General features: G+C 44.8%; 21 protein-coding genes and 1 pseudogene. 15 read left to right on the forward strand and 7 right to left on the reverse strand.

What is annotated here, in order from left to right; translation table 11 throughout:
• Positions 1 to 113 precede the first annotated feature (113 nt).
• From CYL31_RS00520 to CYL31_RS00545, 6 genes are all read left to right on the forward strand, one after another.
• On the forward strand, positions 114 to 1,472 hold the full coding sequence (locus CYL31_RS00520; protein ID WP_212917062.1) for a GntP family permease: 1,359 nt from the start codon (positions 114 to 116) through the stop codon (positions 1,470 to 1,472).
• Between the two features lie 89 nt (positions 1,473 to 1,561).
• Positions 1,562 to 2,719 (forward strand): glycerate kinase, encoded by a 1,158-nt coding sequence (locus CYL31_RS00525; RefSeq protein ID WP_212917063.1) that lies wholly within the window; start codon positions 1,562 to 1,564, stop codon positions 2,717 to 2,719.
• Between the two features lie 130 nt (positions 2,720 to 2,849).
• Positions 2,850 to 3,920 carry a sensor histidine kinase gene (locus tag CYL31_RS00530; protein ID WP_212917064.1) on the forward strand — a complete coding sequence of 357 codons (1,071 nt, stop codon included), beginning with the start codon at positions 2,850 to 2,852 and terminating at the stop codon, positions 3,918 to 3,920.
• Positions 3,917 to 4,606 carry a response regulator gene (locus tag CYL31_RS00535; protein ID WP_212917065.1) on the forward strand — a complete coding sequence of 230 codons (690 nt, stop codon included), beginning with the start codon at positions 3,917 to 3,919 and terminating at the stop codon, positions 4,604 to 4,606. Before CYL31_RS00530 ends, CYL31_RS00535 begins: the two co-directional genes overlap by 4 nt.
• 44 nt (positions 4,607 to 4,650) lie before the next feature.
• Positions 4,651 to 5,304, forward strand: a complete 654-nt coding sequence (locus CYL31_RS00540) for a potassium channel family protein (RefSeq protein ID WP_212917066.1) — start codon at positions 4,651 to 4,653, stop codon at positions 5,302 to 5,304.
• Position 5,305: 1 nt separating this feature from the next.
• Positions 5,306 to 6,673 (forward strand): TrkH family potassium uptake protein, encoded by a 1,368-nt coding sequence (locus CYL31_RS00545; RefSeq protein ID WP_212917067.1) that lies wholly within the window; start codon positions 5,306 to 5,308, stop codon positions 6,671 to 6,673.
• A 72-nt stretch (positions 6,674 to 6,745) separates the two neighbouring features.
• Here the strand turns inward: CYL31_RS00545 and CYL31_RS00550 are convergent, their stop codons facing one another.
• Entirely contained in the window at positions 6,746 to 7,303 is a 558-nt protein-coding gene (locus CYL31_RS00550; RefSeq protein WP_212917068.1) for a TetR/AcrR family transcriptional regulator, read from the reverse strand.
• 134 nt (positions 7,304 to 7,437) lie between these two features.
• Here CYL31_RS00550 and CYL31_RS00555 point away from each other — a divergent pair, with 134 nt between their 5' ends.
• The 5 genes from CYL31_RS00555 (at position 7,438) to CYL31_RS00575 (ending at position 11,711) form a co-directional block, all read left to right on the forward strand.
• Positions 7,438 to 8,523, forward strand: coding sequence for an alkene reductase (locus CYL31_RS00555; protein ID WP_212917069.1), 1,086 nt, complete (start codon positions 7,438 to 7,440; stop codon positions 8,521 to 8,523).
• A 95-nt stretch (positions 8,524 to 8,618) separates the two neighbouring features.
• Positions 8,619 to 9,401, forward strand: a complete 783-nt coding sequence (locus CYL31_RS00560) for an SDR family NAD(P)-dependent oxidoreductase (protein WP_212917070.1) — start codon at positions 8,619 to 8,621, stop codon at positions 9,399 to 9,401.
• Between the two features lie 72 nt (positions 9,402 to 9,473).
• Positions 9,474 to 10,292: an oxidoreductase gene (locus CYL31_RS00565; protein ID WP_212917071.1), complete on the forward strand. Its 819-nt coding sequence runs from the start codon at positions 9,474 to 9,476 to the stop codon at positions 10,290 to 10,292.
• A 4-nt stretch (positions 10,293 to 10,296) separates the two neighbouring features.
• A complete protein-coding gene (locus CYL31_RS00570) occupies positions 10,297 to 10,707 on the forward strand; it encodes a hypothetical protein (RefSeq protein ID WP_212917072.1) in 411 nt (136 codons plus the stop codon).
• Positions 10,704 to 11,711, forward strand: a complete 1,008-nt coding sequence (locus CYL31_RS00575; RefSeq protein ID WP_212917073.1) for an NADP-dependent oxidoreductase — start codon at positions 10,704 to 10,706, stop codon at positions 11,709 to 11,711. The genes CYL31_RS00570 and CYL31_RS00575 overlap by 4 nt, the downstream gene beginning before the upstream one ends.
• A 116-nt stretch (positions 11,712 to 11,827) precedes the next feature.
• On the opposite strand, the pseudogene CYL31_RS00580 reads toward CYL31_RS00575, so the two are convergent.
• The 6 genes and pseudogenes from CYL31_RS00580 to rpmH all read right to left on the reverse strand — a co-directional run.
• Positions 11,828 to 11,968: pseudogene (locus CYL31_RS00580) on the reverse strand (tRNA uridine-5-carboxymethylaminomethyl(34) synthesis GTPase MnmE); the annotation flags it as partial.
• Positions 11,969 to 12,068: 100 nt separating this feature from the next.
• Complete coding sequence (locus CYL31_RS00585) at positions 12,069 to 12,776, reverse strand: Abi family protein (RefSeq protein WP_212917074.1); 708 nt, start codon at positions 12,774 to 12,776, stop codon at positions 12,069 to 12,071.
• 249 nt (positions 12,777 to 13,025) lie between these two features.
• The gene (gene mnmE, locus CYL31_RS00590; protein WP_212917075.1) at positions 13,026 to 14,405 is read right to left on the reverse strand and encodes a tRNA uridine-5-carboxymethylaminomethyl(34) synthesis GTPase MnmE; all 1,380 of its coding nucleotides are present in this window, start codon (positions 14,403 to 14,405) and stop codon (positions 13,026 to 13,028) included.
• A gap of 152 nt (positions 14,406 to 14,557) precedes the next feature.
• Positions 14,558 to 16,213 carry a membrane protein insertase YidC gene (yidC, locus tag CYL31_RS00595; protein ID WP_212917076.1) on the reverse strand — a complete coding sequence of 552 codons (1,656 nt, stop codon included), beginning with the start codon at positions 16,211 to 16,213 and terminating at the stop codon, positions 14,558 to 14,560.
• Between the two features lie 94 nt (positions 16,214 to 16,307).
• Positions 16,308 to 16,706, reverse strand: a complete 399-nt coding sequence (rnpA, locus tag CYL31_RS00600) for a ribonuclease P protein component (protein WP_100636222.1) — start codon at positions 16,704 to 16,706, stop codon at positions 16,308 to 16,310.
• 8 nt (positions 16,707 to 16,714) lie between these two features.
• A complete protein-coding gene (gene rpmH / locus CYL31_RS00605; protein ID WP_012072147.1) occupies positions 16,715 to 16,849 on the reverse strand; it encodes a 50S ribosomal protein L34 in 135 nt (44 codons plus the stop codon).
• A gap of 512 nt (positions 16,850 to 17,361) precedes the next feature.
• On the opposite strand from rpmH, the gene dnaA reads away from it, so the two are divergent.
• The 4 genes from dnaA to gyrB all read left to right on the forward strand — a co-directional run bounded on the left by dnaA (position 17,362) and on the right by gyrB (position 23,670).
• Positions 17,362 to 18,912 carry a chromosomal replication initiator protein DnaA gene (dnaA, locus tag CYL31_RS00610; protein ID WP_212917077.1) on the forward strand — a complete coding sequence of 517 codons (1,551 nt, stop codon included), beginning with the start codon at positions 17,362 to 17,364 and terminating at the stop codon, positions 18,910 to 18,912.
• A gap of 32 nt (positions 18,913 to 18,944) precedes the next feature.
• A complete protein-coding gene (gene dnaN, locus CYL31_RS00615) occupies positions 18,945 to 20,042 on the forward strand; it encodes a DNA polymerase III subunit beta (protein ID WP_212917078.1) in 1,098 nt (365 codons plus the stop codon).
• Between the two features lie 97 nt (positions 20,043 to 20,139).
• Positions 20,140 to 21,246, forward strand: a complete 1,107-nt coding sequence (gene recF, locus CYL31_RS00620; protein ID WP_212917079.1) for a DNA replication/repair protein RecF — start codon at positions 20,140 to 20,142, stop codon at positions 21,244 to 21,246.
• The gene (gyrB, locus tag CYL31_RS00625) at positions 21,247 to 23,670 is read left to right on the forward strand and encodes a DNA topoisomerase (ATP-hydrolyzing) subunit B (RefSeq protein WP_212917080.1); all 2,424 of its coding nucleotides are present in this window, start codon (positions 21,247 to 21,249) and stop codon (positions 23,668 to 23,670) included.
• The last annotated feature ends 8 nt before the right edge of the window (positions 23,671 to 23,678 follow it).

Below are 23,678 nucleotides of genomic sequence, written 5' to 3' on the forward strand. Positions count from 1 at the left end.
CTAATATCCAGCCAAGTGGCTAAAGCTTCTGATGTCCATTTATTGAATAATGAAAAGTCTTGAACGCTGGTGTCATTGGCTCCAATAATTAAAATTAAAAAGGACATTCCTCGATGAACTTAGTACTTATCCTGATAGGGGTTATTACCTTTATCGTCTTAGCTACATCTAGATTTAAACTTCACCCATTTTTAACCTTGATATTAGCCGCCTTTATCGCTGCTTTTGCCTATGGTTTACCCAGTAGTACTATTGCAAAAACCATCACGTCGGGTTTTGGCGGTATTCTTGGTTATATTGGTTTGGTGATTGTTTTGGGTACCATTATCGGTACTATTTTAGAAAAAAGTGGTGCTGCCATTACGATGGCTAATTGCGTTATTAAGCTTTTAGGTAAGCGTTTCCCTACTTTAACCATGTCTTTGATTGGTTATCTCGTCTCTATCCCAGTATTTTGTGATTCTGGTTTTGTCATCTTGAACTCATTGAAGCAGTCGATGGCAAATCGCATGAAGGTTTCCAGTGTGTCCATGAGTGTGGCGTTGGCAACGGGTCTTTATGCTACTCATACTTTTGTTCCTCCAACACCAGGTCCTATTGCCGCGGCTGGGAATCTAGGCTTAGAGTCAAATTTGGGTTTGGTTATCTTAGTAGGTGTTTTTGTTGCTGCAGTTGCCGCTTTGGCAGGCATGTTATGGGCAAATCGCTTTGCAAATGCCGAGCCTGATGGTGAAGGTGCGGATGAACTAAAAACGCAAAATGAAGATTATGAAGCGTTAAAGCAAAGTTACGGTGAGCTGCCAAGCCCATTCAAAGCTTTTGCGCCGATCTTTGTCCCTATTTTATTAATCTGTTTTGGATCTATTGCTGCTTTTCCTTCCGCACCATTGGGAAAAGAGACTTTATACGATGTATTAGTCTTTTTAGGACAACCTGTAAATGCCTTGTTAATCGGTTTGTTTTTATCTTTGTTGTTGCTAAAAAGTAATAAAAAAATTGAAGAGTTTAGTGAAAGGATTAGCCAAGGTTTGGTGGTTGCTGCCCCTATTTTATTAATCACTGGTGCGGGTGGTGCTTTTGGTGCGGTTCTTAAAGCGACACCAATCGGTGATTTTCTTGGTACGTCATTGTCGGCGCTTGGTATTGGTATCTTTATGCCATTTATTGTTGCAGCAGCTTTAAAATCAGCACAAGGCTCTTCTACGGTTGCTCTAGTGGCAACATCTGCTTTAGTGGCTCCTATGTTGGGCGATATTGGTTTAGCCAGTGAAATGGGTCGCGTACTAACTGTTATGGCGATTGGTGCGGGCGCTATGACGGTATCTCATGCAAACGATAGTTTCTTCTGGGTTGTGACTCAATTTAGCCGTATGAGCGTTCCACAAGCTTATAAAGCGCAAACCATGGCGACTCTGATTCAAGGCGTCACCGCAATGTGCCTTGTGTATATTCTGAGCTTGTTCTTGCTCTAGCGGATTGTTTTTGCGCTTATCTTGCTGAGTAGATAGGCGCATTTCTTGCTTTGATTTATTCAAAACTCAATGACACAAAGGGAACAGCTATGAAGATTGTGATTGCACCGGATTCCTTTAAAGAAAGTTTAACCGCGCTGGAAGTAGCGAATGCGATTGAAGCGGGCTTTCGTCAAGTATTTGCTGACGCACAATACATCAAAGTGCCGATGGCGGATGGCGGTGAAGGCACGGTGCAATCCATGGTCGATGCGACTCAAGGGTATTTGGTGGATCTTGAAGTCACAGGGCCACTGGGCAATAAAGTGATGGCGCAATACGGTATTTTAGGTGCAACCGAAGGCCAGACATCGGCCACTGCGGTGATCGAAATGGCGTCCGCTTCAGGTTTGCATTTGGTGCCACGGGATCAGCGTGATCCACTTTACACCACTAGCTTTGGAACCGGTGAACTGATCAAAGATGCCCTAGATCGAGGCATTAAACACATTGTTTTGGGATTAGGTGGCAGTGCAACCAATGACGCGGGTGTTGGTTTGGCACAAGCATTAGGCATTCAATTTCAAGGCGATAATAATCAAGAACTACCCTTTGGCGGTATGGCGCTCGCGCAATTGAGTCAGGTTGATATCAGTCAGGTGCACCCTCTTCTCGCCGAATGCCGCTTCGATGTTGCCTGTGATGTTGATAATCCTTTATGTGGTGAACGTGGTGCTTCCGCTATTTTTGGTCCTCAAAAAGGCGCAACACCTGAAATGGTGATCTTGTTAGATAAAACACTCGAGCACTTTGCGGATGTTTTAGTGCAGAATGGTTTTGCTGACCATCGACTCGATCCTGGCGCTGGCGCGGCTGGTGGCATGGGATTGGGCGCGAAAGTGTTTCTTAATGCGACTTTAAAGCCCGGCATCGAGATTGTCATGGAAACGGTTGGTCTGGCTGACAAGTTGAAAAATGCCGATTTAGTGATTACTGGTGAAGGCCGAATAGATGGCCAAACTGTCTTTGGCAAAACACCCATGGGCGTGTTGAAACAAGCCAACGCAAACGGGGTTCCAACCATTGGTATTGCTGGTAGTTTGGGTAGAGATGCCGAAGCGATTTTGGCGCACGGCATGTTGGCGATATTCCCCATTATTCCGGCGCTCGATAGCTTGGATAATGTCTTGGCTCAAGCCGAAAGCAATCTAATCAACTCATCACGAAACATCGCCGCCGCAATTCAATTAGGTCGTTTGATCAGCTAATTAATGTGGCGGTCCAATTAATGCGATGGCCAATAAAAACGTTACGGTTTTTTTACGCGCCAATCTCTGCGCCCTTTGCTACAGTCTTGCTTGTACTCTTCTTTATTTAAAGGCGTTGACAAGCGACACCATGAAAATGAAAACACCAACAATCCCTTCTCACTATTTAGCCGTGCTTGCTGTTAGCACGGCTTTGCTGATCAGCTATGGATTGGATATTTGGCTTGGATCAAATATTGCCGTTTTGCTGATTTTGCAGCTGGCGGTGGTGGTAGTCGCTTTATCCTGTCGTTCCCGATGGGTGTATGGCGTGGCGCTGTTTGAAGCGCTTTGCTTTAACTTCCTGTTTACCACGCCGCGTTATTCATTCGAGATGTTTAATGGCGATGACATGGTGAATTTACTGGTATTTCTGCTGGTGGCGGTAATCACCAGTAAGCTGGCAGAGTTATATCAACATCAGCAAAACCAATTAAAACAAGAGCAACTTCGTAACAGTATTTTATTGTCGGTTTCTCATGATTTACGCACGCCGCTGGCGACCATTATTGGTACTTTGAGCACCTTAAAAGAATACATGGCTAAGCTCTCGGAACAGGAAAAGCAGGAGCTGCTAGACAGCGCCACCATCGAAAGTCATCGCCTTCACCAATATATAGAGAACCTACTGCAAGCGACAAAACTGAACCATGGCGCGGTTATCCCAAAAGTGTCTGAGCAATCTGCCGTCGCCATTATTCATCTTGTTATGGACCGTTTTAGTCAGCAAAAGTCCCGTTTGATTCTACAAATAGACGATAAGCTGCCGCTGATTTCGGTGAGTGCGTCGCTTATTCAGCAGGCCATTTTTAACGTTATCGATAATGCCTTGCGATATTCACCAATAGATAAAACTGTCACTATTTCGATAAAGACATTAGACACAGATAATAAGCATCCTCAGGTGGTTATTGATGTACGAGATCAAGGGGTTGGCATTAGCTCAGCCCAGTCTGAAACTGTCTTTGAGTTGTTCTACTCGGTCGACTCTTTCAAGCGAAATGACAGCGGCACCGGTTTGGGGTTAGCTGTATCAAGAGGCATTATTGCGGCTCACCATGGTTCTATTCAATCTGTTCCCGTCGAGCAAGGCTGTCTAATTCGTATCTGTTTACCTGCATGCGATGAGCCGTCTATTAACGAAAAAGGTAGCGTATCATGACCTCTTATAAAATCTTGGTGGTCGATGACGAGCCTCAAATCCACACCTTCATTCGTATTTCATTAGCCGCAGAAGGTTTTGAGTATCTTGGTGCCGAATCCATTGCCGCTGCAAAACGCGTGATTGAACAAGATTCACCGCATTTGTTGATTTTGGATTTAGGCTTACCAGACGGCGACGGCATGGATTTGGTTAACTTTGTGCGTTCCACCAGCAACACGCCTATTTTGATTCTGACAGCTCGAGATGAAGAAGATGAAAAGATTCGCCTGCTTGAAGCGGGCGCGAATGATTACCTGAGCAAACCCTTTGGCATTCGCGAATTAATTGTTCGAGTGAAAGTCTTGTTACGGGATTTAGTGAATACCCACTCACCGGCAGATGTTCTAGAAACAGGTAATATTAAGTTAGAAATCAGTAGCAATCAGGTGTGGTTACAAGGTGCGCCCTTGGCGTTAACCAAGAAGGAATTTGCCTTTTTACGCATGTTGATGACCACGCCAGACAAACTGGTGATGCAAGAAGAGTTGCTGGCCAAAATTTGGGGTGTGACTCATACCCGAGACTCGCACTACTTGCGAATTTTAGTTAGCCAGCTGCGAAAAAAGCTCAACGATAATGCCAATGATCAGCGTGTTATCAAAACGGAACCTGGTCTGGGTTATCGATTTTTATCTGATCGTTAAATTATCGAAAGACTCTTCAAAAATACGAACAAAAGGTAATCAATATGGCGCATTTTACAGTGATTGGTTTAGGGCGTTTTGGTGTTGCAGCCAGCATGGAGCTGATTTATTTAGGCCATACGGTAACGGGCGTAGATCGAGATTCGAAAATTGCTGAAAAGTACGTCGATGACTTCACCCAAGTGATGATTTGTGATTCTACCGACGAAAACGCGCTAAAAGAGCTTGATCTGATCAACAGCGATGCTGTGCTGGTGGCTATTGGCGAAGACATGGAATCTAGCCTGTTGTGCATCTTGGCACTGAAAAAGCTCGGTGTAAAAGAAATCTGGGTCAAAGCCAGTAGCCGCGCCCATCATACCATTGTCTCTAAACTAGGCGTGGCACGTATCATTCATCCAGAAGAAGAAATGGGTGTGCGAGTAGCGCAAGCACTGAATTACCCGATGGTGAACGATTATTTGTCTATTGGTCATGGTTTGTACGTGGTGGAGATTCATATCAAACCACAGTTAGACGGACGTCCTCTTGGTGATGTTCTGGACCCGGCAAAAGGAAAAGTCGATGCGGTGATGGTTAAACGTGAGCAAGAGACATTTTTGCAGTTAGACAAAACCTTTGTCCTAAAAGAGAAAGATATCTTGTTGCTATGTGGTCCTCGCAGTGAACTAAAACATATTGCACCAAGGCTGGCTTGAGATGGTGAATTGGGATCCTGCGGTTACCGCCATAGAGCGTCATCCAAAAGCGGCGAAAAAAATCATGGCGGCGCCACCTTTGATTTTATGTGGCGGTTTTTTATTGTTGATTATTATTGGTACCTTGCTGCTTAAATTACCGATTGCCACCACACAACCGATTTCCTGGCTACACAGCGTCTTTACCGCTACGTCTGCCGTCACAGTGACGGGCTTAGTGGTAGAAGACACGGGAACGGCCTTTACCATGTTTGGACAAGTCGTGATTGCGATTTTGATCCAATGCGGCGGCCTTGGCTTAATGACCTTCGCTATCGTCACTCTCGTCGCGTTAGGCGGCCGTATTGGTTTTTTGCAGCGTACGGTAGCCATTGAAGCATTTAATCAAACAGACGCCTCCACCATCGTTTCTACGGCGAAGTCTGTATTACTGTTTTCCTTGATTGTCGAAGTCATCGGTATGTTGATTCTTGCGCTGCATTGGAGTGATACCTTGGGATGGAAAACCAGCTTGTTTCATGGCTTTTTTTACACCATCAGCGCCTTTAATAACGCCGGATTTGCGCTCTCCTCAGCGAGCTTAATGCCTTACGTGGCTGATCCTATCGTGAATTTTACCATCAGCGGCTTGTTCATCATTGGTGGTTTGGGTTTTTCCGTATGGATTGATCTGATGAAAAATCGCCGCTGGGCGAGACTTTCCCCCTACAGCAAAATGATGATTACTGGCACGATTGTTATCAATTTTGTCGCCCTGCTTGCTATCTATTTTATCGAATACAGTAATCCGAATACTCTTGGTCCATTGAGCGAAACAGGCAAGTGGCTGGCGTCTTGGTTTCAAGCGGTCACCCCGCGCACGGCAGGGTTTAATACCCTCGACATTGAACAGCTAAGAGACGCCACGACGTCACTGATGTTGGTATTGATGTTCATTGGTGGTGGATCCTTGAGTACCGCCAGCGGCATCAAGGTGGTGACTTTTATGTTGCTGGTCTTAGCGACTTACGCTTACCTGCGTCGTGATGAAGAAGTAAACGTTTTTAAGCGCGAGATTCCTAAGGAAGTAATCAGCAAAGCTCTGGCCTTGAGCATGATTTCCATCGGTGTCACTTGGTTGGCTATATTCGTATTGTTGGTGAGTGAAAAGCACGCACAGATGATCGACGTTGTCTTCGAAGCCGTATCGGCATTGGGCACGGTTGGTCTTTCTCGTGGCTTAACCGGATCATTGAGTAACACAGGAGAAGGCATCATTATCTTCTTGATGTTCATCGGCCGCCTTGGGCCATTGACGCTCGCCTACTTCCTCGCCAGCCCAAGAAGCAAAAAAGTCCGCTATCCAAAAGTCAAAATGACCGTGGGTTAAGGGTGGCTTGGTTTGTCTTGAATCGCTCAGATAACAGGCATGCTGTTGTCTGAGCTTACTCTCTGTTAAATATTATTTCTCGGTTAGCTGCGCCAGTATCTCTTCTCGACAGACATCAAGAATTTCATTTGCAAGAGGTGAATTATCTGGACAGGATCGAGATAAAACGAGGGCACCAACAGCATGAGCAATGGCGCTGATTTGGCGTTTTCTTTCCTCTTCTGTCAATTCTTTACCATTGATCAAGGTTGTTAGTTGATTCTCAATACCAGTCAAAAAGGTTTCTTTAATGGACTCTGATTGACGCCCTGCGTCTGTGCAAAGAGCCGCCATAGTACAGCCATTGCCGCTTGAATCTCTGTGCTCACGGGACAGATATTGCTTTGTAAAGGCGACCATATCGATATCAGAGGTTTCTTCAGCTGACTTCGCAAAACTAAATGCCGCCGCTTCGGCCATCAAATCTGCCTTAGACTTAAAGTGTTTATAAAAGCCACCGTGAGTTAATCCTGCCGTAGACATAAGTTCTGCAATGCCCACGCCGTCGTAACCACGTTCGCGAAATAATATCGATGCCGTCTTGACGATACGTTCGCGGTTTTCTTGAACCTGTGCTTTTGTCACTTTCATTTTTATTTCATCTCCTCGCCAAAATCATGACTCAGTATACTTTGATTATGATCATAATCAAAGTATTGACATTTTAGATTATGATCGTCATCATTAATGAATTCTCCACAGATGAAAAATGGAAAACGAAAAAAATGACTGATCACACACTATTTCAACCCTATACCCTTGGCTCACTCACGTTATCTAATCGCTTTGTAATGGCACCATTGACGCGCAACCGTGCTGGTGCAGGTTTAGTACCGAATGAATTGGCTGCGACCTATTATGCACAGCGCGCATCCGCTGGTTTGATCATCACGGAAGCCACTCAAATCTCAGCACAAGCCCAAGGCTACCAAGACACACCTGGATTATTCACTCAGGACCAAATCGATGGATGGCGAAAAGTGACCGATGCGGTACACGCCAAGGGCGGAAAGATTTTTGTTCAACTATGGCACGTTGGTCGTATTTCTCATGTGGATTTGCAACCAAATGGTGATGCACCTGTCGCGCCTTCTGCCATTCGTGCGGAAACCAAAGTGTTCGTCAATAATGGCTTCGCCGATACGTCTGAACCTCGCGCATTAGACATTGATGAAATCCCCGCCATTGTTGATGACTTTCGCCAAGCGGCGGCCAATGCGATGAAAGCAGGCTTTGATGGTGTTGAAGTCCACGGTGCCAATGGTTATCTGTTGGAACAGTTTCTAAAAGATGGCGCGAATCAGCGTACTGATTCCTACGGTGGTTCTGTTGAAAATCGCGCACGATTGCTTTTAGAAGTGACGGAAGCGGTTAGTAAAGAAATTGGCGCGGATCGCACCGGCGTGCGTATTTCTCCCGTTTCACCAGCAAACGCTATTTCCATCAGCAATCCACAAGAACAGTACGATTATGTGGCAGATAAGTTGAATGCGCTTGGCATTGTGTACCTTCATGTTGTGGAAGGCGCAACAGGTGGCCCACGTGATATCGCCCCGTTTGATTATGATTCTCTGCGTCAACGTTTCAAAAACACTTACATGGGCAACAATGGTTATAACACCGAGCTGGCGTCTGCTCAGTTAGCAGAAGGCAAGGTGGATTTATTTGCCCTTGGACGCCCTTTTATTTCCAACCCTGATCTTGTTGAACGATTAGAAACGGGCGCCGCGTTAAACGAGCTGGATGGCTCAACGCTTTATGGCGGTGGTGCCAAAGGCTATACCGATTACCCAACACTGGCGAACGCGTAATAGCGCTGACGCTGAGCGAATAACGTGGCGACTGCGGTTTGTGTGCCGCCACTTTTTAAACATTATTCAGAAAATTATTTAAAGAGAAACATATCATGTCAAATTCTACTGTTCTTATCACTGGCGCTTCTACGGGCATTGGCGCTGTCTATGCGGATCGTTTTGCGCGTCGTGGTCATGATTTGGTTATTGTTGCCCGTGATGGCGGAAAACTTGAAACAGTGGCCACTCGTTTACGTCAAGAATACAACGTGAATGTCGATGTCTTGCCTGCTGATCTGACGAAATCCAGCGACCTTGCCTTGGTTGAAAAACGTCTACAAGAAGACGATCGCATTGACACACTGATTAACAACGCCGGTATCGCTCAATCTGGTCGCTTTGTTGAACAAACACCAGATTCAATTGAAAAGCTGATCGCATTAAACATCACGGCGTTAACCCGACTTGCTAATGCAGTAACCCCTCGATTAGTCAAAGCGGGCAAAGGTTCTATCGTCAATGTGTCCTCTGTTGTGGGTCTTGCGCCTGAATACCAAATGACTGTCTACGGTGCGAGCAAGGCATTCGTTTTGTTCTTATCTCAAGGGATGAACCTAGAATTGTCCTCTAAAGGCATTTACGTGCAAGCGCTATTGCCAGCGGGCACTTATACCGAAATTTGGGATCGTGCAGGTATCGATATCAGCAACTCTTCGCCAATGATGGAAGTGAATGAACTGGTTGATGCAGCTTTGGTTGGCTTTGACCGTCGAGAGCTGGTCACTATTCCACCACTGCATAACGAGACTCGTTGGAATGATCTAGACAAGGCTCGACAAGGGTTGCTTTCCGATATCGAAATGTCACATGCCGCTACTCGTTATAAAACAGCATAAACGACTATAAAAACTTGATTCATAGCCCCACACAGATGCTGAAAACTACAGATTTGCTTAAGGAGTTACGTAATGACCAATAAACTTGTCGCTTTGGTAACAGGTGCCTCATCAGGCATTGGCGAAGCCACGGCCATAAAACTTGTAGCTGCAGGCTACAGCGTCTACGGCACTAGCCGTCGTGGGGCGACATCAGGGCAATCTCGTTTTAAGATGCTCCCGCTTGATGTTACTGATGATACCTCCGTTGAGGCAGCCATTGCTGAACTGATTCGTCTTGAAGGACGCATCGATCTTTTGGTCAATAATGCGGGTTTTGGTTTTTCTCCTGCGGCGGCAGAAGAGAGTTCCATTGAGCAAGCCAAGGCCATGTTCGACACAAACTTTCATGGTGTTGTCAGAATGACGCGTGCTGTCGTGCCACATATGCGTCGTCAAGGTAGCGGTAGAATTATCAACATTGGCTCAATTCTTGGAGTCGTTCCTGTTCCTTACGCCGCACTGTATTGTGCTAGTAAGCACGCTGTTGAGGGTTACTCTGAAGCGTTAGATCATGAACTACGTACGCAAGGTATTAGAGTGTCGGTGATTGAACCGGCCTATGTGAAAACCAAATTTGAGGCAAATAATATTGAGCCCGATTCAAAAATTAGCGAGTACGATGCGATTCGAGCGAAGCTAGTGGATGTTGTTAGCGAAGCCATGGCTACCGCTGACGAACCAGAAGTCGCAGCCAGTGTCGTACTAGAAGCGGCTCAAGCATCACACCCCAAATTACGCTATACCGCTGGCAAAACCGCTCGCTTGTTTAAGTTTCTACGCCGTTTCGCACCAGCCTCAGTATTGGATAAAGGCATTCGTAAAAGCTTAAAGCTTGATACAAAGAGATAAGGCAATGACCTTTCGACATTTAGCATTACTGACTTCCTTACTATTGTTTAGCTTAGCAATCGGATGGATGTTTTTTCCTAAGCAAATGCTAGCTCAATGGGGCGTGCAATACAGCGATGGCGCAGGACTTGTTAGTCGCCGTGGTGCAGCGTTTTATCTAGGGTTTGCAATCATGTTTTTTATGGCAAGAAACGTCGAACATTCCATTACCCGAATGGCGCTCATTAAGGGAATAATGGCAACCTGTATGGTCTTAATCGTGCTGGCGGTTTATGAGTTTTTAGTCGGTCACGCGAATAAGCAGATCCTAATAGCGGCATTGATAGAAGCGATTTTAGGGTTGGCTTTTTTGTATGTATGGCGAACATCGGGCAAGAAACATAAGGTTATCAATCATTCGAGAATACAAAAATGAAAGCACTTACCCTTAAAAAGTACAGTAAATCATCACCCTTAATAGAGTTTAGCGATGTACCTAAACCGAAAATCAAACCCAATGAAATGCTCGTTCAGGTTTATGCGGCTGGTGTGAACCCGATTGACAATATCATCCCTACGGGGCTTTTTAAGCCTGTTCTACAATTTCAGTTGCCTGCTACATTAGGTAGTGATTTGTCTGGTGTTGTCGTTGAAGTTGGCAGCCAAGTAACGCGCTTTAAACCAGGCGATGCGGTATTTGCCAGTATATTTGATCTGGGCATTGGTTCCTTTGCTGAATACGCTGTAGTGCCAGAAAATACGGCGGCGCTTAAACCGACTAATCTAGACTTCGTACAAGCGGCTTCAATCCCAATGGTCGGTCTAACCTCTTGGCAAGCCTTGAAAGAGCGCGGCAATCTTAAAGCGGGTCAGAAAGTGTTTATTCCCGCAGGCTCGGGTGGCATTGGTACTTTTGCCATCCAGTTAGCTAAACACCTTGGCGCAACAGTGGCAACGACGACAAGTACTGGGAATGTTGATTTCGTTCGTAAATTGGGTGCAGACACCGTAGTTGATTATAAGAAACAAGAGTTTGACAAAGTACTGCACAACTACGATCTCGTGTTAGGGACGACCAAAGGTGACGCGATTGAGAAATCCATTGGCATCCTTAAGCCAGGGAGCAAGATCCTTTCTCTTGTTGGCCCGTTGGATGCGCCTTTTGCCCGAGCTCGAAAACTGAATGGGATTTTAACCTTTGTATTTGGTTTGATGAGTCGAAAAATTAACAAACTTTCGAAAAAGCAAAAAGTGGATTATTCCTTTCTCTTCGTTCGCCCAAATGGCGCTCAACTGAGTGAAATTGGCAAACTGCTTGAAGCCGATCGCATCAGGCCAGTGATAGACAAGGTCTTTCCATTTGAACAAACCAAGCAGGCCCTTGCTTACTTAGCCGAAGGGCATGCTAAAGGCAAAGTGGTTGTCAAAATGCATGACTAACACTTAAAAACGCTTTTTTGGATAAATATCTCTGCTTAAATAAATGTACATAGAACGTATTGTTAATAACGTAAAACACCGATTGATTTGATGCAATCAATCGGTGTTTTACTATGTTATTTCCTGATACAAAATGAGCCAAAGATACGGCCTAGCAGGTCATCGCTTGTAAAAGCGCCAGTGATTTCGCTGAGGGCTTGTTGGCCTTCTTTGAGATCTTCGGCGAGTAACTCTCCTGCTCCGTAGCCGTGAATTTTTTTATCTATCACACCTTCTTAGATCCACAGAGGACTGTTTTCCCAATCAGCGGGAAAGCCCATTTTTTCCGGGTCTATGGCAAGCGCAAAATGCTATTAATCAAATCGTTTGGACTAACTTCATTTGCTTAGGAAAAACGCGATTCCATAGCCTCGCATGATGGGCAGCTTTGTTTCTCACCAACGACAAATGCTCGCAAAACGAAGTCATTACTGCTTCATTGAGGTTGTAAACCTGACAGATTGCTTTGCGGTCTTGTCTCTCATTGATATTGGAAAACCATTTGGATAATTGCCCCATAGTCATCAGCTCAACTACGGCCCATATGGGAGGTAATGTCTCCTGATACTTAGTTGTTAGATGGCGAATAAAGTCTTCATCGCTTTGATGTACATCTTTTTTCAACTTGTTTAACCCATCTTGATGTCTTCCCGTATTGTGAAATATTGAGGGGTTAAGATGCGGGTGCGCTGTATTATGACGGTGACTTAAGTGATAAGCCATTTGCGTTCTTAATGAGACTTCGATTTTTTCGATAGCATCTAGAAGCAGTAAGCGTAACTCTCGATCAAAAATATAGAGGTTTAGTACATCATCGAACGTTGTACCGGGAGCAACCTGATGAGTCGTGTGATTTGTCTCGAAGGGTAAGCAGTAAGCTGATAGCCGATAATAATTTAGCTGTGAAAGATAAAATTCAGCTTTCGATTGATCTGGAATATCCAAACCATGAGATTGCAGTATCTGAACTTGTTCAGCAAACGTCTTAGGCGGCTTAGTAAAAAGGATTTTGTTCTGGGTAGTCATTTTTCACTCCCCCAGAAACAAGTAACCCCTCGCAGGGCGCTGATCTTACGGGTAGCGGGAGGGGTGTTGTTAGAATTAATTATAGCGACAAATATACTTGTTGCAATGTATTTGTTTAAGATAGCTAAACAACTAGAAAACCAAACATTAATCCAATCCATTGAATTTAAAAACATTTATTGTCGCCTTAATTACAGTTAATTGGCATTTAAACCTGCCATTTTCAACCTTTCTACCAAGTTGCGTATTCTACTTCCCAATACAAAACGAGCCAAAAATGCGGCCTAGCAGGTCATCGCTTGTAAAAGCGCCGGTGATTTCGCTAAGCGCTTGTTGGGCTTCTTTGAGATCTTCGGCGAGTAACTCTCCTGCTCCGTAGCCGTGTAGTTGCTCGTTACCAGCGTCTAAGAAACGGTTGGCTTTGTTGAGCGCTTCTATGTGTCGACGACGAGCGATAAAGCCCCCTTCAGTGGTGCTGTCGAAGCCCATGACGGCTTTTAGGTGTTCAGTTAAACAGGAAACGCCCTCGCCTGTTTTTGCCGATAGAGACACTACAGGAACGCCTGAGACAGTTTCTATTCCAGTGCCTTCTTTGGTTAAGTCGACTTTGTTGCGCACTAAGGTGAGATGTTTAGTGTCGCTAAGCTTTTCCATAAACTCAGGCCAAATCTCTTTGGGATCTTTTGAATCAATGGATTGGCTGTCGACCATCATGAGAATGCGATCCGCTTTGCTGATTTCGTCCCATGCGCGCTGAATACCAATGCGCTCTACTTCGTCTGGGCTATCGCGTAAGCCAGCCGTGTCTATAATGTGCAGCGGCATACCGTCTAGATGAATGTGTTCGCGCAACACGTCTCGAGTCGTCCCTTCGATGTTGGTGACAATAGCGGATTCTTTGCCCGATAAGGCGTTTAACAAGCTGGATTTTCCGGCATTGGGGCGGCCTGCGATTACGACGTTCATGCCTTCTCGAATCAAGGCCCCTTGGTTAGCTTCTTTGAGTACTTCTGCCAGTTTCGTTTGAATGCCAGCCAGTTCCGCAGCGACTTTGCCGTCACCGATGAAGTCGATTTCTTCTTCTGGAAAATCAATCGCCGCTTCCACGTAAATACGTAGATGAATCAAGGCTTCGACCAGCTCATCAACACGTTTCGAGAAAGCGCCTTGTAAGGAGCGTAACGCGCATTTAGCCGCTTGTTCTGAGGTACTGTCGATTAAGTCGGCAATGGCTTCCGCTTGGGTTAAATCCATTTTGTCGTTCATAAAAGCGCGTTCGGAAAACTCGCCTGGGCGGGCTAAACGTGCGCCAAGTGCCACACAATGGCTTAACAACATGTCCATAATGACCGGACCGCCATGGCCTTGTAGTTCAAAGACGTCTTCGCCAGTAAACGAGTTTGGCCCTGGGAAATATAAGGCGATACCTTCATCAAGTTGTTCTTGATTCGTCGTTCTGAACGGTACGTAATGGGCGTAACGTGGTTTAGGTTCAAAGCCTACTATTTGCTTGGCGATGGCAAGACTTTTTGGACCAGATAAACGAATGATCCCTACGCCACCTCGGCCAGGAGCGGTGGCTTGTGCGGCAATCGTGTCTTGGTCTGTGGCGTATTGGAAATCGGTCATAATCAAACTCTGTGCGGTAAAAGGAAATAAATAGAGGTTATTACTTTTGTTTGTTAGCCATTGTCCGTTAGCAAGACATGCATGGCAATCTAAACGTAAAAAAGGCTTCCCAATGGGAAGCCTTTTTAATCGAAACCTAAACCTATTTGGTATCAGACTTCTTTTTCGATGCGTTTTGTAATCACATACTGTTGCAATATGGATAAGGTGTTGTTCGTTACCCAATATAGAACTAGACCTGCAGGGAACCACAAGAAGAAGATGGAGAATGCCACAGGCATGATCTTCATGATTCGAGCTTGCATTGGATCTGGAGGCGTTGGGTTAAGTGATTGCTGAACAAACATACTGATACCCATCAAAATTGGCAGTATGAAGTACGGATCCATTACTGATAAATCGTGAATCCATAGGAAGAATGGCGCATGACGCAATTCAACGGATTCCATCAATACCCAATACAAAGAAAGGAATACTGGCATTTGAACCAAGATAGGCAAACAACCACCTAATGGGTTGATTTTCTCTTTCTTGTAAAGTGCCATCATTTCCTGCGACATCTTCTGACGGTCGTCACCATACTTTTCTTTCAGCTTGGCAATTTCAGGTCCGAATTTACGCATTTTCGCCATTGAACGGTAGCTTGCCGCTGATAACTTGAAGAAAACAGCTTTTACACAAACTACGATCAAGATAATCGCAATACCCCAGTTGATAACGAAAGACTGGATCAGTGTTAGCAACCAGAAAAGAGGTTTAGCTAACCACCATAACCAGCCGTAATCAACGGTTAGGTCTAGGTTTTCGGCTGTGCTTTCTAGGTGATCTTGTAGTTTTGGACCAACATAGAAAGTAGAGCTTAATGTACCTTGTTTACCTGGTGCAATTTCCACTGGCGTACCAGTGAAACCAACGATATTAAAGTCACCATTGGTACGAGCTTGCAAGGTTACTTTTTGGCCTTGTTCTGGAATCCAAGCAGAAACGAAGTAATGCTGAAGTACCGCAACCCAACCTTTGGTAGTGGTTGTTTTAACAGGCTCTTCTTTCATGTCAGAGAAAGAAACCTTGCTGTATTTCGTTTGTTCATCAGAAATCGCGCCACCTAGATAAGGCTGTAGGCCCATACTAGTTGCTTTGCTTGGATCTGGCGTGTTGTCACGTTTGATCTGAGCAAAAAGATTGCCGCGCCAAGTGCTTGATGATGTGTTGTCCACTGTGATCAATTGGCGAATACGGTATTTACCTTTCATAAAGCGGAAGGTTTTTGTGTATTTCACGCCTTTGGCATCGGTGTAGTACAGATTCACATCAAGCGAGTCTTCACCATCTGCTAGGGTGTAAGCCGTTTTTTCAGATTGGTAAACTGGACGACCTTCAGGAGAAGCGTCTGGACCATTTTGACCAACTAAACCACTTTGAGTCACATAAGTGCGCTCGCTGCCGTCTTCTAGGATGACAAATGGATCAGGCTTGCCTAATTCTTTTTTGTATTGGAGAAGAGCGGCTTCAACTAAGTCACCACCGACAGGATTGATCGCAACACGAAGGGTATCGGTTGTTACTTCAATCAATTTTCCTGGTGCGATTTTTGTCACACTTTGCGGAATTTCGGCATTGGCTTCGGTTGTGCTTTGAGTTGCCGTAGGCAAATCATCGCTCATTTGAGAGTTTGTCTCAGATTGAGACTGTGTGCTTTGAGCTACGCTTTGAGTGGACTGAGGACCATAATCTTGGCTCCACTGTAAAAACAGTAGGTAGCCACTGATAAAAAGCGCACCCCATAAAAAGTAACGTCTGAAATCCATGGTATTCAACTAATTTGTTTGGTTGGACAATAGGTTCACAGAACCCTTATAAAAATCACGCGCTATTAAACCAGCCTTTGGCAGTTTTTTCAGCCTATTTCTGTCTAGATTGATCGCGTTTTTTATTTTGAGCGGGTTTTAGGGCTTTTTTTGCCAACTGATCCCATGCTTTATCGAGTCGGTTGTGCAAATCGGCGTTTTCTAGCTCCTTAATACCTTGTCTCGCTAAGAAGACGATATCAAGACCAGAAAGAGGGATTTTGTGGTGACGAAAGGAATCACGTACCAAACGTTTGATACGATTCCTGCCTACCGCGCGTTTATCCGTTTTCTTAGACACAATAAGACCCAACCGAGTTTGGTCATCATCTCGTTTTCGTGCCAATAAAAGGAATTCGCCTGCGAAGACTTTGGAGGAGGTGTCGTTAAAGACAGATTGATAATCCCCGGCATTCAGAAGTCTGACATGCCGAGGAAAACAATATTCGGTCATCAGCGTACTTATGCGCTTAGAACCTTACGGCCGCGAGCACGACGACGAGCGATGACTTGACGTCCGCCTTTAGTAGCCATACGAGCACGGAAACCGTGGTTACGTTTGCGTTTTAGAACGCTAGGTTGGAAAGTTCTTTTCATCTTAATTCTCTCACTGAATGCAGTGTTTGAGTTTTGAGGGTTAGCGACCGCCAAGCCTCTACATTTGATTGGTCAAATCAGGGCGCGGATTTTAGAGCCTTTCCTCAGCAAATTCAATGCTTAGCACAGCTTAATTAATAAAAAAATAGCTACACAATCCATCAAACACTTACACACAGAGTTCTACCTAGTTAGTGGATAAAGCGAATCTTATAAAATTATCTTATCCACAACGTAACTATTTAATTAATTTATGTGTATAAAAATCAAAAAGTTAAAAACTTTTCCACTTGTGCGTAACATAAAAATAAATCAACTCTATCGTGTGTATAACTAGCGTGTTTATACACATATAGAAATTTTTATCTACTGCTGTGCATAACCTTGCTTGTTATTAACATTTTCCGATTTAAGGTCGTATGTGGGTTTTTTTTATTTATATGTGGATAACTTTAAGTGCCCGATGTAAAATCCGCTCCTTGTCTGTCACTCAACCAGGGAGTACGTCTACAGTGTCTTTGGAGCATTGGAATCTTTGTCTGCAGCGCTTGCAGGGTGAGTTTTCCACATCTCAGTTCAACACCTGGATTCGTCCATTGCAGGCTGAAATGATGCCGAATGGAGAATTGTGCCTAAGTGCACCAAACCGTTTTGTGTTGGATTGGGTGAGTAACAAATATCAAACGCGCATAAAAGAATTGTTGTCTGAATTTGCTGGCGATGATCTTGCACCTACTTTAAAGCTAGCGGTGAAAGCTCAAAATTTTGCTCAAGCAAATCAGATGTCTCCTCCACCGCCTCCGGTATCAAGTGAACCGACGATCAGCCCTTTAAATAATGAAGTGGCAAGAGAGTCTGGCTATCGCCCAGGTTTTGGCTTAATGGATGACGAAGAAGGCAGCCCAAATGCTGACCTTGAATTTGAAGCACCATTAACCTTGTCTGGTACGGGATTACGTGGTGAGCTTGAACCTTATGAACAGGGTCAACTGCCATTAACGGCGCCCAAACGTAAAGTGCAAGTAGAAGGTGGTATTAACCATGGCGCGAATCTGAATAATTCGTTTACCTTTGATAACTTCATCGAGGGTAAATCCAACCAGCTCGCTCATGCCGCTGCATTGCAAGTCGCTGAGAATCCAGGCGGTGCTTATAACCCTCTCTTTATATACGGTGGGGTTGGCCTGGGTAAAACTCACTTAATGCAAGCCGTTGGTACTGAAATGATGCGTCATAATCCGAATGCTAAGGTGGTTTACCTGCATTCCGAGCGTTTCGTTGCTGACATGGTAAAAGCCTTACAGTTGAACGCGATTAACGATTTCAAACGTTATTATCGTTCTGTGGATGCTTTATTAATTGATGACATCCAGTTTTTTGCCGGCAAAGACCGTACGCAAGAAGAGTTTTTCCACACCTTTAATGCTTTATTAGAAGGTGGTCAGCAGATGATTTTGACCTGTGACCGCTACCCTAAAGAGATCCAAGGTTTGGAAGATCGTCTTAAGTCGCGTTTTGGCTGGGGTTTGACTGTTGCTATTGAACCGCCAGAATTAGAAACACGAGTTGCCATTTTGATGCGTAAAGCAGATGAAAGTGGTATCAAGTTATCTTATGATTCTGCATTCTTTATTGCTCAGAAAATACGTTCAAACGTACGTGAGTTAGAAGGCGCGCTAAAGCGTGTTATCGCTAACTCGCACTTTACTGGACGAGCGATTACGCCAGATTTTGTTCGCGAATCGTTAAAAGACCTTTTGGCCTTGCAAGATAAGCTGGTAAACATCGATAATATCCAGCGAATTGTGGCGGAATACTACAAAATTAAGATCAGTGATTTGCTGTCGAAACGTCGTAGTCGATCTGTTGCTCGCCCTCGCCAAGTGGCGATGTCGTTAGCTAAAGAATTGACTAACCACAGCTTGCCTGAAATTGGCGATGCGTTTGGTGGTCGCGACCATACGACAGCTTTGCATGCGATTCGCAAGATTAAAGAACTGCAAGATACGGATTCTGATATTCGTGAAGACTACAAACAATTGATGCGAATTCTGACCACCTGATGGTCTAAGACTTTGAGTTTACGAGGAAAATAATGAAATTTTCAGTCGTCCGCGAGACACTTCTTAAGCCACTTCAACTAGTGGCAGGCGTTGTAGAGCGCAAACAAACCATGCCCGTCTTGGCCAATGTGTTGGTGGAAGTGAAAGACCAACTATTAACGCTTACTGGTTCTGACTTAGAAGTTGAATTGGTGGGGCATGTGCCATTAGATGAGTGCGAAGAAGGCCGTATTACCGTGCCAGCTCGTAAACTAATGGACATTTGTAAAAGCTTACCAGACAGCGCCGTGATTGAATTTACCTTGGATGACCAAAAAGCGGTTATTCGTTCAGGTCGTTCACGTTTTAGTTTGTCTACTTTACCTGCAGATGAATTCCCGAATATCCAAGATATGCAAGGTGACTTAACGGTTTCTATTGCGCAAAATAGCGTACGTCGTTTGATCGACCGTACGGGTTTTGCGATGGCAAACCAAGACGTGCGTTATTATCTTAACGGCATGTTGCTAGAAGTGGCTGATGGTCAATTACGTGTGGTCGCAACCGACGGACATCGTTTGGCAACCGCAGTTGAAGATGCTCATGTGAATGGCGATTTAACGCAAGTGATCGTGCCTCGCAAAGGTATTTTAGAACTAAACCGCTTGCTAAACGATACAGATGAAGTGGTTGAGCTAACGATAGGTACAAACCATATTCGTGCAAAAGTTGCGGAATATGTGTTCACCTCTAAGTTAGTTGATGGCAAATTCCCAGATTATCATCGTGTTATTCCTCGTAATAATGAAAAAATCGTCATTGCGGATCGTTTGGAATTACGTCAAGTATTCCTTCGCGCATCGATTCTTTCTAACGAGAAATACCGTGGTGTGCGTTTGATTCTGTCTAACGGCATGTTGCAAGTTTTTGCCAATAACCCAGAGCAAGAAGAAGCCGAAGAATCCGTATTGGTGCAATACCAAGGCGACAATATGGAAGTGGGCTTCAATGTGGGTTACTTGTTAGACGTACTAGGTGTCGTAGACTCTCAAGAAGTGCGTTTATCATTGAACGACTCTAACAGCAGCGCCTTGATCGAAGAAGCACAAAGCCACGCAGCACAATACGTTGTGATGCCGATGCGTCTATAATCATCGCTTAGATGATAGACCTATCACCCGCTTGGCGATTTAGTTTTCTAAAATGCCAAGCGGGCTGTCTTCCCTCCCCAATTAAGGTTTAAGAGTTATGCCGCTGGTGCGTTTGGACATCTCTCATGTTCGCAACCTTTCTAGTGTGCGCTTTGAACCTTCGCCCCAAGTAAATGTAATTGTTGGCAAAAATGGCAGCGGTAAAACCTCTGTATTAGAAGCCATTCACTTATTGTCGTTTGGTCGTTCCTTTCGTAGTCATAAACACAAGACCTATATTCAACACGAAAACGAGGCCTGTATTGTCTTTGCACAGCTTCATCAAGCACAAGGTAGCCCTATTCGTGTTGGTTTGCAGCGCTATCGTGATGGTCAAATTGATGTACGTATCCAAGGACAGCGTGCGCAGTCGGTTATCGAGCTTGCAGAACGTCTTCCAGTACAGCTCATTAACCCTGATGCATTTCGATTATTAGAGGGTTCTCCGAGCATTAGACGCCAATTTATCGACTGGGGGGCGTTTCATTTCGATAAAGACTTCATTCAAGCGTGGCGAGGCTGGCAAAAAGCATTAAAACAGCGGAATACCTTGCTCAGACGTGGTAAAATATCGCTCAGTTTATTGGCGGCATTTGATCAGGAATTGATCCGACTGGGTGAGCAAGTCAATCAATCTCGCAAAGCGTATGTGGAAAAATTAACACCGCACTTTGTGAAGGTTTTATCGCTATTAACGACAGAGCTTTCTGTGAGTTTGCAGTTTTTTCAAGGCTGGGATGCTCAGAAAGATTTAGCCATGGCGGTTGAAGCGGGACGTGAGCGAGATATCGAGTTGGGGTATACGCACACAGGACCACAAAGAGCGGATTTACGCGTGAAAACAGCGACGGGAGATGCGTTAGATACCTTGTCTCGTGGCCAACAAAAACTTGTTGTTTCCGCATTAAAAATTGCGCAAGGACAGTTACTGATCGATATGGGTCGCCCTCTGGTATTTTTAGTGGATGATTTACCAGCCGAGTTGGACGCTAACCACAGACAGAAACTCTGTCAGTTGTTGGAGTCATTAAACAGCCAAATTTTTATTACCAGTGTCGAGCCCGACACAACGGATTTTACTTGGGCCGACACCACAGACGTTCGTCAGTTTTCTATGACTAATGGCGAATTGTCTTTATTGAGCAAAGGTTTGCAGGAGAGTTAAATGAGTGAAAATAAATACGATTCGTCCAGTATCAAGGTGCTCAAAGGGCTAGATGCCGTACGTAAACGCCCAGGCATGTACATTGGCGATACTGACGATGGCACTGGTTTGCATCACATGGTGTTTGAAGTCGTGGATAACTCCATCGATGAAGCCCTTGCTGGTCACTGTGACACGATCACAGTATTGATTCACCCTGATGAATCGATTTCTGTTTCGGATAACGGCCGTGGTATTCCGGTTGATATGCACGAAGAAGAAGGCGTTTCCGCAGCCGAAGTTATCATGACGGTACTTCACGCTGGTGGTAAGTTTGACGATAACTCATACAAGGTTTCCGGTGGTCTTCACGGTGTAGGTGTTTCTGTAGTAAACGCCCTATCTGAAGAACTGACTTTGACCATACGCAAAAACGGCAAAGTATACGAACAGCACTACAAACATGGTGTTCCACAAGCACCTCTTGCGATTGTTGGTGATTCTGACGGCAAGGGTACAACGGTTCACTTTAAACCTTCTCCAGCTACCTTTACTAACATCTTATTTTATTATGACATCTTGGCTAAACGCCTACGTGAATTGTCATTCTTGAACTCTGGTGTTGCCATCAAATTGAAAGATGAGCGCTCTGGTAAAGAAGAATTCTTCAACTACGAAGGTGGTTTGCGTTCTTTTGTTGAGCATTTGAATACCAACAAAACGCCAATCAACGATATTTTCCACTTCATCTGCCAGCGTGATGACCTAGAAGACGGTATCGCCGTAGAAGTCGCATTGCAGTGGAACGAAGGCTTCCAAGAAAACATCTACTGTTACACCAACAACATTCCACAACGCGACGGTGGTACTCACCTTGCTGGTTTCCGTGGTGCTTTGACTCGTACTCTAAACACTTTCATCGAGAAAGAAGGTTTAGCGAAGAAACAAAAAGTGGCAACAACAGGCGACGACTGCCGTGAAGGCTTGACCGCAATCGTATCGGTAAAAGTACCTGATCCGAAATTCTCTTCTCAGACCAAAGACAAACTAGTGTCTTCTGAAGTAAAAACAGCGGTAGAACAAGAGATGACCAAGCGTTTCTCTGAGTTCCTACTAGAGAAACCAAACGAAGCCAAAATTATCGTTAATAAAATGATTGATGCGGCTCGTGCTCGTGAAGCAGCTCGTCGTGCTCGTGATATGACACGTCGTAAAGGCGCTCTAGACATCGCAGGTTTGCCAGGAAAATTGGCCGATTGTCAGGAAAAAGACCCAGCACTTTCTGAAATCTACCTAGTGGAGGGTGACTCTGCAGGTGGCTCGGCAAAACAAGGTCGTGATCGTCGTACGCAAGCTATTTTGCCTCTTAAAGGTAAAATCTTGAACGTCGAGAAAGCCCGTTTTGACAAAATGCTCGCGTCTGTTGAAGTTGGTACCCTGATTACTGCATTAGGTTGTGGTATCGGCCGTGACGAGTTCAACGCCGACAAATTACGTTACCACAGCATCGTTATCATGACCGATGCCGACGTCGATGGATCGCACATTCGTACCTTGCTTTTGACTTTCTTCTTCCGTCAAATGCCAGAAATCATCGAACGTGGCCACATCTTCATTGCACAACCACCTTTGTTCAAAATAAAACGTGGTAAGCAAGAACAGTACATCAAAGATGAAGCTGCGATGGATCAACATCTAATCGAAGTAGCACTTGATGGCGCTCATATGCACGTCAACGAAGATGCTCCAGGTATCCAAGGCGAGCATTTAGCGAAATTAGTACGTGATTACATCCACATTGAAGCAGATGTTGAACGTTTGTCTCGTGTGTATCCAAAAGATGTAATGGGCAAACTTCTGTACTGCAAAGCCCTAACACAAGAAGACTTAACCAAAGAAGCCGCTGTATTGGAATGGGTTGAAGCTATCCGTAGCCAAATGCCACAAGATGCTCGTACTGGTTTCCGTTTTGACTTCTCTGTAGAGAAAGACGACGAACGTAACATTTATTTGCCAGTTGTCGACATCATGTCTCACGGTGTTTCTAACCGCTACCGCTTTGAAGGCACCTTCTTCAACTCACCAGAGTACAAACGTATTGTAGCTATGTCTGAAACCGTAGCTGAATTGTTTGGTGAAGAGTCTTATATTCAACGTGGCGAACGTCGTGAAGTGGTTAAAACCATCAGCGACATGAAAGCATGGTTGATGAAAGAAGCATCTCGCGGCATGACTATCCAGCGTTATAAAGGTCTGGGCGAGATGAACCCTGAGCAACTTTGGGAAACCACTATGGACCCAGAAGCGCGCCGCATGCTTCGCGTTACCATCGACGACGCTGTTGCCGCTGACCAAATGTTCACCACCTTGATGGGTGACGAAGTAGAACCACGTCGTAACTTCATCCAAGAAAACGCCTTGAACGTAGCGAACCTAGACGTATAAGTCTTAGT

Origin of the sequence: Marinomonas sp. A3A, assembly GCF_018336955.1 — a bacterium.
GTDB classification, from domain to species: domain Bacteria; phylum Pseudomonadota; class Gammaproteobacteria; order Pseudomonadales; family Marinomonadaceae; genus Marinomonas; species Marinomonas lutimaris.

Bases quoted from the DNA above. Each gene is read 5' to 3' on its own strand.
- rnpA (WP_100636222.1), bottom strand. From the start codon at position 16,706: ATGACCGAATATTGTTTTCCTCGGCATGTCAGACTTCTGAATGCCGGG.
- mnmE (WP_212917075.1), bottom strand. From the start codon at position 14,405: ATGACCGATTTCCAATACGCCACAGACCAAGACACGATTGCCGCACAA.
- CYL31_RS00530 (WP_212917064.1), top strand. From the start codon at position 2,850: ATGAAAATGAAAACACCAACAATCCCTTCTCACTATTTAGCCGTGCTT.
- CYL31_RS00570 (WP_212917072.1), top strand. From the start codon at position 10,297: ATGACCTTTCGACATTTAGCATTACTGACTTCCTTACTATTGTTTAGC.
- CYL31_RS00550 (WP_212917068.1), bottom strand. From the start codon at position 7,303: ATGAAAGTGACAAAAGCACAGGTTCAAGAAAACCGCGAACGTATCGTC.
- CYL31_RS00565 (WP_212917071.1), top strand. From the start codon at position 9,474: ATGACCAATAAACTTGTCGCTTTGGTAACAGGTGCCTCATCAGGCATT.
- recF (WP_212917079.1), top strand. From the start codon at position 20,140: ATGCCGCTGGTGCGTTTGGACATCTCTCATGTTCGCAACCTTTCTAGT.
- CYL31_RS00525 (WP_212917063.1), top strand. From the start codon at position 1,562: ATGAAGATTGTGATTGCACCGGATTCCTTTAAAGAAAGTTTAACCGCG.
- CYL31_RS00545 (WP_212917067.1), top strand. From the start codon at position 5,306: ATGGTGAATTGGGATCCTGCGGTTACCGCCATAGAGCGTCATCCAAAA.
- dnaN (WP_212917078.1), top strand. From the start codon at position 18,945: ATGAAATTTTCAGTCGTCCGCGAGACACTTCTTAAGCCACTTCAACTA.
- CYL31_RS00585 (WP_212917074.1), bottom strand. From the start codon at position 12,776: ATGACTACCCAGAACAAAATCCTTTTTACTAAGCCGCCTAAGACGTTT.
- rpmH (WP_012072147.1), bottom strand. From the start codon at position 16,849: ATGAAAAGAACTTTCCAACCTAGCGTTCTAAAACGCAAACGTAACCAC.
- CYL31_RS00555 (WP_212917069.1), top strand. From the start codon at position 7,438: ATGACTGATCACACACTATTTCAACCCTATACCCTTGGCTCACTCACG.
- CYL31_RS00575 (WP_212917073.1), top strand. From the start codon at position 10,704: ATGAAAGCACTTACCCTTAAAAAGTACAGTAAATCATCACCCTTAATA.
- CYL31_RS00560 (WP_212917070.1), top strand. From the start codon at position 8,619: ATGTCAAATTCTACTGTTCTTATCACTGGCGCTTCTACGGGCATTGGC.
- yidC (WP_212917076.1), bottom strand. From the start codon at position 16,213: ATGGATTTCAGACGTTACTTTTTATGGGGTGCGCTTTTTATCAGTGGC.
- CYL31_RS00540 (WP_212917066.1), top strand. From the start codon at position 4,651: ATGGCGCATTTTACAGTGATTGGTTTAGGGCGTTTTGGTGTTGCAGCC.
- CYL31_RS00535 (WP_212917065.1), top strand. From the start codon at position 3,917: ATGACCTCTTATAAAATCTTGGTGGTCGATGACGAGCCTCAAATCCAC.
- CYL31_RS00520 (WP_212917062.1), top strand. From the start codon at position 114: ATGAACTTAGTACTTATCCTGATAGGGGTTATTACCTTTATCGTCTTA.
- gyrB (WP_212917080.1), top strand. From the start codon at position 21,247: ATGAGTGAAAATAAATACGATTCGTCCAGTATCAAGGTGCTCAAAGGG.